This window comes from Porticoccus litoralis (assembly GCF_030676955.1).
Lineage (GTDB): Bacteria > Pseudomonadota > Gammaproteobacteria > Pseudomonadales > Porticoccaceae > Porticoccus > Porticoccus litoralis.
Genome location: NZ_JAUUUU010000004.1, coordinates 168,670 through 176,682 on the forward strand (window position 1 = coordinate 168,670; position 8,013 = coordinate 176,682).

Annotated in this window: 4 protein-coding genes and 1 pseudogene; all 5 read left to right on the forward strand. The window is 47.6% G+C overall.

What is annotated here, in order from left to right; translation table 11 throughout:
* Positions 1-265 precede the first annotated feature (265 nt).
* A complete protein-coding gene (locus Q8A57_RS09010) occupies positions 266-3,559 on the forward strand; it encodes a hybrid sensor histidine kinase/response regulator (protein WP_305170769.1) in 3,294 nt (1,097 codons plus the stop codon).
* A complete protein-coding gene (locus Q8A57_RS09015; RefSeq protein ID WP_305170770.1) occupies positions 3,543-3,938 on the forward strand; it encodes a response regulator in 396 nt (131 codons plus the stop codon). The genes Q8A57_RS09010 and Q8A57_RS09015 overlap by 17 nt, the downstream gene beginning before the upstream one ends.
* 6 nt (positions 3,939-3,944) lie before the next feature.
* Positions 3,945-5,192, forward strand: a complete 1,248-nt coding sequence (locus Q8A57_RS09020; RefSeq protein WP_305170771.1) for an EAL domain-containing response regulator — start codon at positions 3,945-3,947, stop codon at positions 5,190-5,192.
* Positions 5,193-5,319: 127 nt separating this feature from the next.
* Entirely contained in the window at positions 5,320-6,735 is a 1,416-nt protein-coding gene (locus tag Q8A57_RS09025) for an alginate export family protein (protein ID WP_305170772.1), read from the forward strand.
* Positions 6,736-6,852: 117 nt separating this feature from the next.
* Positions 6,853-8,008, forward strand: a pseudogene (locus Q8A57_RS09030) (IS3 family transposase).
* Positions 8,009-8,013 lie beyond the last annotated feature (5 nt).

Below are 8,013 nucleotides of genomic sequence, written 5' to 3' on the forward strand. Positions count from 1 at the left end.
ACAATCTGAATTTACAAAAATTTTACAGCGGCGCTTCACCTGTCTCGCTAGTATCTGTAGTATCTATACGTGTTTAGATAGCAGCTGAATGCGGCTAAAGCCTAATACTATGCTGAATTAACCGATGTAAGAAAAGGTTTTTTATCTACAGGTACTTGCATGCTGCCCCTCCCAGCGAAGACGTTTACCGCTCTTCGGAAAAGGTATGTCATCAGTCGGTAATCTGTTTGGGCAATATAAACGTATAGCTGAGGAAATAGCTCAAATGGATAGTAATAACATGCGAGTGCTTCCTGGCAAGAAGAAAGCGTTTCTGGCCGCACTACTTACCTTCTGTTCCATCAATCTCATCATGCTTGCCTACCTGATCCATGAAGAGGGTCAAAACCTTGGTCTAAAATCTCTAATCGTGGACCAATGGTATAGTGATGTTGCCGATATATACGAGCCCAAGCTTGAACGGCAAAAATATCTAGCCGGTTTCTTTTTGGCCTCTGTGCATGTGACGGAGACAGAGTTCGACTCCTTCGCCAGATCTGATCGGGATAGTGGGCTTTATGATCAGGTGCTCGGCTGGGTGCCATTTTCAGCATCAGAGGACAGCGACGCTCGGTCTGCTTCGGCTTTAGCCGCTAGCGCGATGAAAGTTCAATACCTGTCTGGATCCTCGCAATTCAATATTCTCCGCGACAAGGATTTCAACCAGCTTTTCCCTGCCTGTGCCGGTCTTATAGAGAAAATGATGATTTCGGGTAAGTCGGCTGCCTGTATCCCGCACCAGTCTTCACTGCCGCCGTTCATGGATCAAAGTTACAGTGATGCATTGCTGGTCACTACACCAGTATCGACAATAGGGAAATCTGAGCCCATTGGTATGGTTTTCGGAATCTATGCCCTTGGCCATGCATTACTGAAAGCCGCCCCAGAAAATGATTTAGGGGTCTATGCTCACCTTTTTGTGAGGGACAACACGGGCTATCGAAATGTGTACCGCTATGGTCATCACGTTGCAAATATAGATGTGCCTCCGCGTTCACTGGGCCATATCAAGGCACTGCAGTTTCACCATATAAGCACTCTGCGCGTGGCTGATGTGCCCCTGGTGTTTGCCTTTTCCACCGGAGCCCGACCACTACTGTTGACAGACGGGTTTGATTGGTTGGCTTTTTTTATCCTGCTTATTTCAATTTTCGGTGCTGTAGCGGCGTATTACATCATCATTGCCATTCAGCGCCGGCTGGTCGATCAGAAAATAGCCCAGGAAAATGCCGATCACCTAAATCAGTTGATCAATGGCTCCGTTGATGCCCTGGTAGAGACTGACACTGAAGGGCTGGTGACGACCTGGAGTCCGGCGGCGGAATGCATTTTTGGCTGGACTGAAGGCGAGGCTAAAGGCCGATTACTGACCGGCATGATTATTCCCCCGGAGCATCGGGAGCCCCACGACATAGGGTTAAAACACCACTTGGAAACGGGGAAAACCGAAATACTCGGTCGGCTGATGGAGTTCAAGGCTCTGACCAAAGAAGGTTCCCTCCGGGATGTGGAGATATTTATCGAGAAAGTGGAGCTGGGTGAACACATCTATTTCGCTTGGTTCCTTCGCGATGTGAGCGAACGGAAATTGAACGAGTCGAAAAGTAATGCGTTGCTGGAAAATATTCCGGATATGGCCTGGTTCAAGGATGTTTATGGTTGCTTTGTCGCAGTCAATGAAGCCTTCTGTCATGCCGCAGGGCGCACACGTGAAGAATTGCTTGGAAAAACCGATTGCGAGATATGGCCCCATGACCTTGCGCAAGACTATATTAATGATGATATGAAAGTTATTGCCAGCAAGGAGGTACACGAGGTGACCGAAATGCTGTACCACTGCGACGGCACAAAACGCTGGATCGACACCATTAAGCGGCCGGTACTGGATAACTATGGCAATGTAATCGGAACGGTTGGTATTGGACGCGATGTGACAGAGTCGCAGCAGAACCAGGCCCAATTGAAAGCCCTAACTCTTAAGCTGCAGGCCATTTTTGATGCTGCGCCGATCGGCATCTTATTTACGAAAAAAGACAATCTTGATCAGAGCGTTATTATCCGGTGTAACAGGCGAGTAAGGGAGCTGTTCGGCTTTGCTGAGGATGAATTGGTTGGTTTATGCCCAGATGTGCTGTTTGCCATAGAGGAGGAATTCGAACAATTTTCTAAGGGCTTTTCGCACATGCCGTTGGAAGAAAATATTACTTTGGAAGCACGATTAAAACGTAAGAACGGCGGCTCGTTATTTTGGGGGCGCTTGACTGGCAGGCCTCTTGTGGGTGACAGGCCTGAGAACGGCTATGTCTGGCTGATAGATGATGTCACCAACGAACGTGATACTCAGGAGCATTTGATACGCGCCCAACGCATGGAAGTGATTGGTCAGTTGACCGGCGGTTTGGCTCACGATTTCAACAACCTGCTCGGCATTGTCGTCGCCAACCTGGATCTTGCCAGAGAAATGCTAGGTGATGATTCGACCATCAACAACTTCATGGATGTCGCCCTGGAAGCGTCACTGCGTGGGGCAGGTTTGACTAAAAAACTCATGTCGATCGCCAGGAAGCAGAACCTTAGTGCAGTTGAAGTGGACATCAACCAGACGCTAACAGAAATGCAGAACCTACTGCGGGCCTCAACCGGCAGGGGTATTGCTTTTGAAATGAGCCTGGTTGATGGAAACACCACTTGCATGCTGGATGTTTCCGGTTTTGAAACTGCCGTGATCAATCTGGTAATCAATGCCAGAGATGCCCTGCTGGAAACGTCGAGAACGGATGGTGTTATCAGGATAACCACCAGCATTGTTAACTTCGATGAAGGTGACTGCTTTTTCGGCAGAATGACTCCCGGCCCCTATGTCTCCATTCGTGTTTCGGATAACGGCCCCGGAATGTCGAAAGAAGTGCTCGGTTCTGCGATGGAAGCTTTTTTCACCACCAAGCCCCTTGGTAGTGGCACCGGCCTTGGTTTGCCCATGGTTCAGTCATTCGTAGACCATGCCAAGGGGAGCATCAAATTATACTCTGAAGAGGGGTTTGGCACGACGGTTTCGATCTCCGTTCCCACCTGTGATGGTGACCTCGGCAAATCTGAGCCCATGTGGAAGACCGATGACTTTAAGGGGACAGGACGAATTCTGCTGGTTGAGGACGAGGAAGCACTGTTGCTGGCGACTAGTACCTGGCTGCAAAGCCTGGGTTATGAAGTGGTGGCAGCTGTGTGCGGCGAGGACGCCCTAGAGTTGCTCCGGGCACCCGGCGCACATTTTGATTTGCTGCTCACGGATGTGGTGATGCCTGGCGAAGTGAACGGTATTCAATTGGCTAAAAAGGCCAAAAAACACGATCCCAAAATGCAGGTGATCTATATGAGCGGCTTCACTGGGCTGGTTGCGTCCGAAACCATTTTTACTCCGGAAAACTTGCTGATAAAGCCCTTTAGAAAGCGGGACCTCGGAAAAATAATTAAAATAAATTTCAACTCTAATGGAGTGAAAAACGATGTACTTGAGAAATAAAAAGTCATCTCCCAAACTTCTGATCATCGACGACAACCGGTACTATGCCGCTACCCTCTGCACAGTGGCCGCCTACTTGGGCTTTAATGCAAATGCGATCATGCCTGGTCCGTCTGTTGTTTGGAGTATTTTAAACGCTGACTTGTTGGTGCTTGATCTGGACATGCCGGGGATGAACGGCATTGATGTGTTGCATGAAATGGCTATAGAGAAAGTTCCCACAAAAGTGCTTTTGCTGAGCGGGGTATGCCCCGACTTGCTTCAGCAGAGTAAAGACCAAGCCCGGGAGTGGGGTATTGACGTGGTGGGTTGCCTCTCAAAACCGGTACGGGTTAATGAATTAAAAGATTTTTTAAAACGATCGTACGAGAATAGGTAAGAAATAATGAATTCTTTACAAATGTCAACTACGGCCTCGCCCTGGGTTGCCATCATTGATGATGAAGAGCTGGTTGCTGAGACTATGGCTACGGCAGCTGCGCAGCTGGGTTGTCGCGTGAACACGATGACATCTGTGGAGGAACTGCTAGAGGGCGATCACCTTTCATACGATGTCATCGTGCTCGACCTCAACATGCCCAAGGTCGATGGTATTCAGTGTCTTCGGCGACTGGCTCAGCGGGGTTGTGGCGCGCGGATAATCCTCACCAGTGGGTACGACTCACGGTTGCTTGAGACCGCTGTCCAGTATGGGCAGGGGCTAGAACTGGATATGCTGGGAGCTATTGAGAAGCCCTTCAGGATATCTGTATTTCGCAATCTACTCTCCATAGAACATGAAGCGAAGAAAAAGGCTGTGGAGAGGGAATACCCAGTATCACTTGATGATGTGTTACGGGCCATGGATGAAGGGGAATTTGAAATGCATTACCAGCCGCTGGTGAGCCTGGCAACGGGCCAACTGTCCGGTCTGGAGGCCCTTATCCGTTGGGAAAACCCCGAGCTGGGTATGGTGCCGCCAAATGCATTTCTGCCCATTGTGGAAGAGCACAATCTGTCACTACCTTTATTCAAGTACGTTACCGATAGGGTGCTGAGTGGCTGCAGTGTCCTGAAACATTACTTGCCGGAATGTATCCAGCTCGCCATTAACTTGCCGCCTTCAGCCCTTTCCGAATCAGAGTTCCCGGATCAAATTGTCGCACTGGCTGGTAAAATGGGATGCCCGGCCGACCGGATAAAGTTTGAACTCACGGAGACCACGGTTTTCGAGAATTTTTCCAAAGCCTACGAGATTATCTCCCGGCTGAGGCTTAAAGGTTATGGCGTATCCATGGATGATTTTGGCACTGGCTACTCGTCCCTGGCTCAGTTCAGTAAGCTTCCATTCTCCCAAGTCAAAATTGACATGCATTTTATCCAGACGGCGATGACCTGTGCGGCCTCCAGGGCGATTGTGGAAAATACCGTACAAATGGCGAAACAACTGAAAATCAATGTTGTCGCCGAAGGGGTGGAGGATTATGAGACCTATGTCTGGCTCAGAGAGATTGGCTGCGATGAGGCACAGGGATGGTTCATTGCCAAGGCTATGCCTCCACGTGCCTTGCTGCTGTGGCTTAATGAGCTGGCTAACCGTAGCGACTTGAAGCCACTTGAAAATTTCAGTGATTTTAATCGCCAGAGTACTTGACCACTCTATATATCAGACGTCAATTATTTGCGCACTTTCGGAAATTGAAATTCTTAAAGTATTTTTGAAATTCATAGGAAAGAATAATTAAAAGTATATGAGTGGTCCGTTTGGACGGTGTTGGCAATTGCTTATCAACCAAATACACAATGCGCTGCATCTGAGAAAAGCAAAACTATTCAGATGGTGTGGTGTTTTTTTCATCGCGTGCACATTTTTTATTGCAGAAATTTGCATTGCAGGACCATGGCGCATACAGGATAGCATTGATAGTGACACATTTCGCCTAAGTGGTAAAAGCTTAACCCGGTACGAGTCCCTAGATGGGCAATATCGTGGTGGGCGTGGTGATAGCGATCAGGTAGTTGTATTCAGAAACCAGTTGAAAGCCCAGTTTGTTTTTGAGGGGTTTTCATTGGTTGGTGAGTTTATGGATGCTCGTCAGGATAGGGCTGATAGTGGCTCGCCTATTTCCACCGCTGTCGTTAATACATCTGAGCTTATACAAAGCTACCTAGCTTATACAGCCAGGAATATTTTTGGTGAAGGAGACGAGTTGTCATTTCAGTTGGGTCGGCAAACGATGGATATGGGCAGTCGCAGGTTGATTGCCAGCACCCGTTTTCGCGCAACTGAGAATACGTTTACGGGCCTCAGGTCTGATTGGCGGTCTGATCATTTCAATGCAACTTTTTTTTATTTTTTGCCAGTAACCCGATTGCCCTCGGATCCCGAATCATTGCTGGATAATGAACACCAGACAGATGTGGAGACTAGCCATATCAGATTCTTCGGTGGAACTCTCTCAACACCTTCAATGCTGAAGGGTTGGACAACTGAACTCACTGCGCTGAAACTGATAGAAAAGGACAGTGCCCTAGTACCCACTTCAAATTTCAATATAACTACGGTAGGGGGGCGCATCTTCAATGCTCCCCAAAAGGGCAGCTTTTATGGCGAGGTTGAAACATACTATCAATGGGGCAGTTCTCATAGCAGCCCATTAGATAGTGATACCAGGTCGTTAGATCATGAGGCCTGGTACGGCCACCTGGGATTGGGGTATAGCTTTGATGTGGCTATGAATCCAAGGCTTGAGCTTTTGTTCGACTACGCAAGTGGTGACAGGAATCCGACGGACGGAGATAACAATCGCTTCCATTCCTTGTACGGGGTTACTGCCTTTGAGTTCGGCCCCACAGGAATATACGGTGCATTTGCCAGAGAGAATCTGAAGTCTCCTGGGGTTGGGCTTACTCTTGCACCAGCTAAAGATATCTCCATGGAAGTAACCATGAGGCACATGTCCCTCGCATCAAGCAAGGATGCATGGACAAAGGCCAAATTACGAGATAACAGTGGCGGTTCTGGTACAGATCTTGGCGATCAACTTGAGGCCAAGGTTGTCTGGGATGTTTTGCCTGGAAATTTAAAATTCATGGTCGGTTTTACCAATCTCTTTGCAGGTGATTTCAGTGAAAATGTTTCAGGCGATAAATTTGATACACACTATGGATATCTGCAAACAGTTATAAGTTTCTAGGTGAAAGAATGTATTTTCAGAGTAAGTTTACTAACGGCTATCAATCTTTTTCGGGTTCTACCCCGAATTTACGGACACTTTAAAGAAGGCCATAATCATGGCTAAGGAGTGTTTGTTATGTCTAAACGTAGAAAATATAGCCCTGAGTTTAAGCGGGGCGCAGTCGAGCAGCTAAATCAACCTGGTGTCACTTGCGCTCAGGTGGCTAGAGAACTGGGTATAGCCCAAAACATGCTTTCTAGATGGCGTAGTCAGATAGAAGAAGCTGGTTCAGAAGCTTTCAGTGGAACTGGTAGTCCTCGAGATCAAGAAATGGCAGCTCTCAAGAGAGAGCTATCTCGCGTTAAAAAGGAGCGGGATTTTTTACGCGAAGCGGCGACGTACTTTGCCAGGGAATCGAGCTGAAGTATCAGGCGATTCGACGTTGCTGCGGACAATATCCTGTCAGGCTTATGTGCCGCTGTTTAGGTGTTTCACCTAGTGGATATTACGACTGGTCTAAAAGACCCTTGTGTAAGACTAAGCTTGAAAATAAGCGCCTACTAAGCAAGATCGAAGATATTCATGAAGATAGTCGAGGCATTATTGGTGCGCCTAGAATGCATGAAGATTTATTGGATGATGGAGAGTCTGTTAGCTTAAATCGAGTGGCTAGAATCATGGCCACAAATGGACTGCAAGGCTGGCCTAGAAGAAAGAAGCGCAGCATGCGTGGCAAGGTGCAGATGTACTCCCCTGCAGTTGCAAATCATCTTAACCGTGATTTTTCAGCACTAGAACCAGAGACCAAATGGGTCACTGACATTACTGAGATGAAAACGGATGAGGGCAAATTGTACTTATGTGTCGTCATGGATTTATATCACAAGATAATTGTTGGTTGGTCTATGCACCATAGGCAGGACCGTCACATGGTACTCAAGGCTGTTGAGATGGCGCATTGGCAGAGACAGTCCAGCGATAAAGTCATATTGCATTCAGATCGTGGAAGTCAGTTTAGAAGCTACGTCTATCAACGATTCTTGAAGGAGAAGAATATAGTCAGTTCAATGAGCGCAGTTGGACATTGTGGTGATAATGCGGCTTGTGAGGGCTTTTTTGGAATGATCAAACGTGAACGATTAAATCATACACGTTATCCAACTCGAGATGCTGCTAAGGCAGATGTTTTTAATTACATAGAATTGTTTCATAATCCGAGGATGCGACGCCGAGTGGCTAAGCAAGATTTAAGGATTCAATCTTTATTAAACCGTCCGTAAAAACGGGGTAGAACCC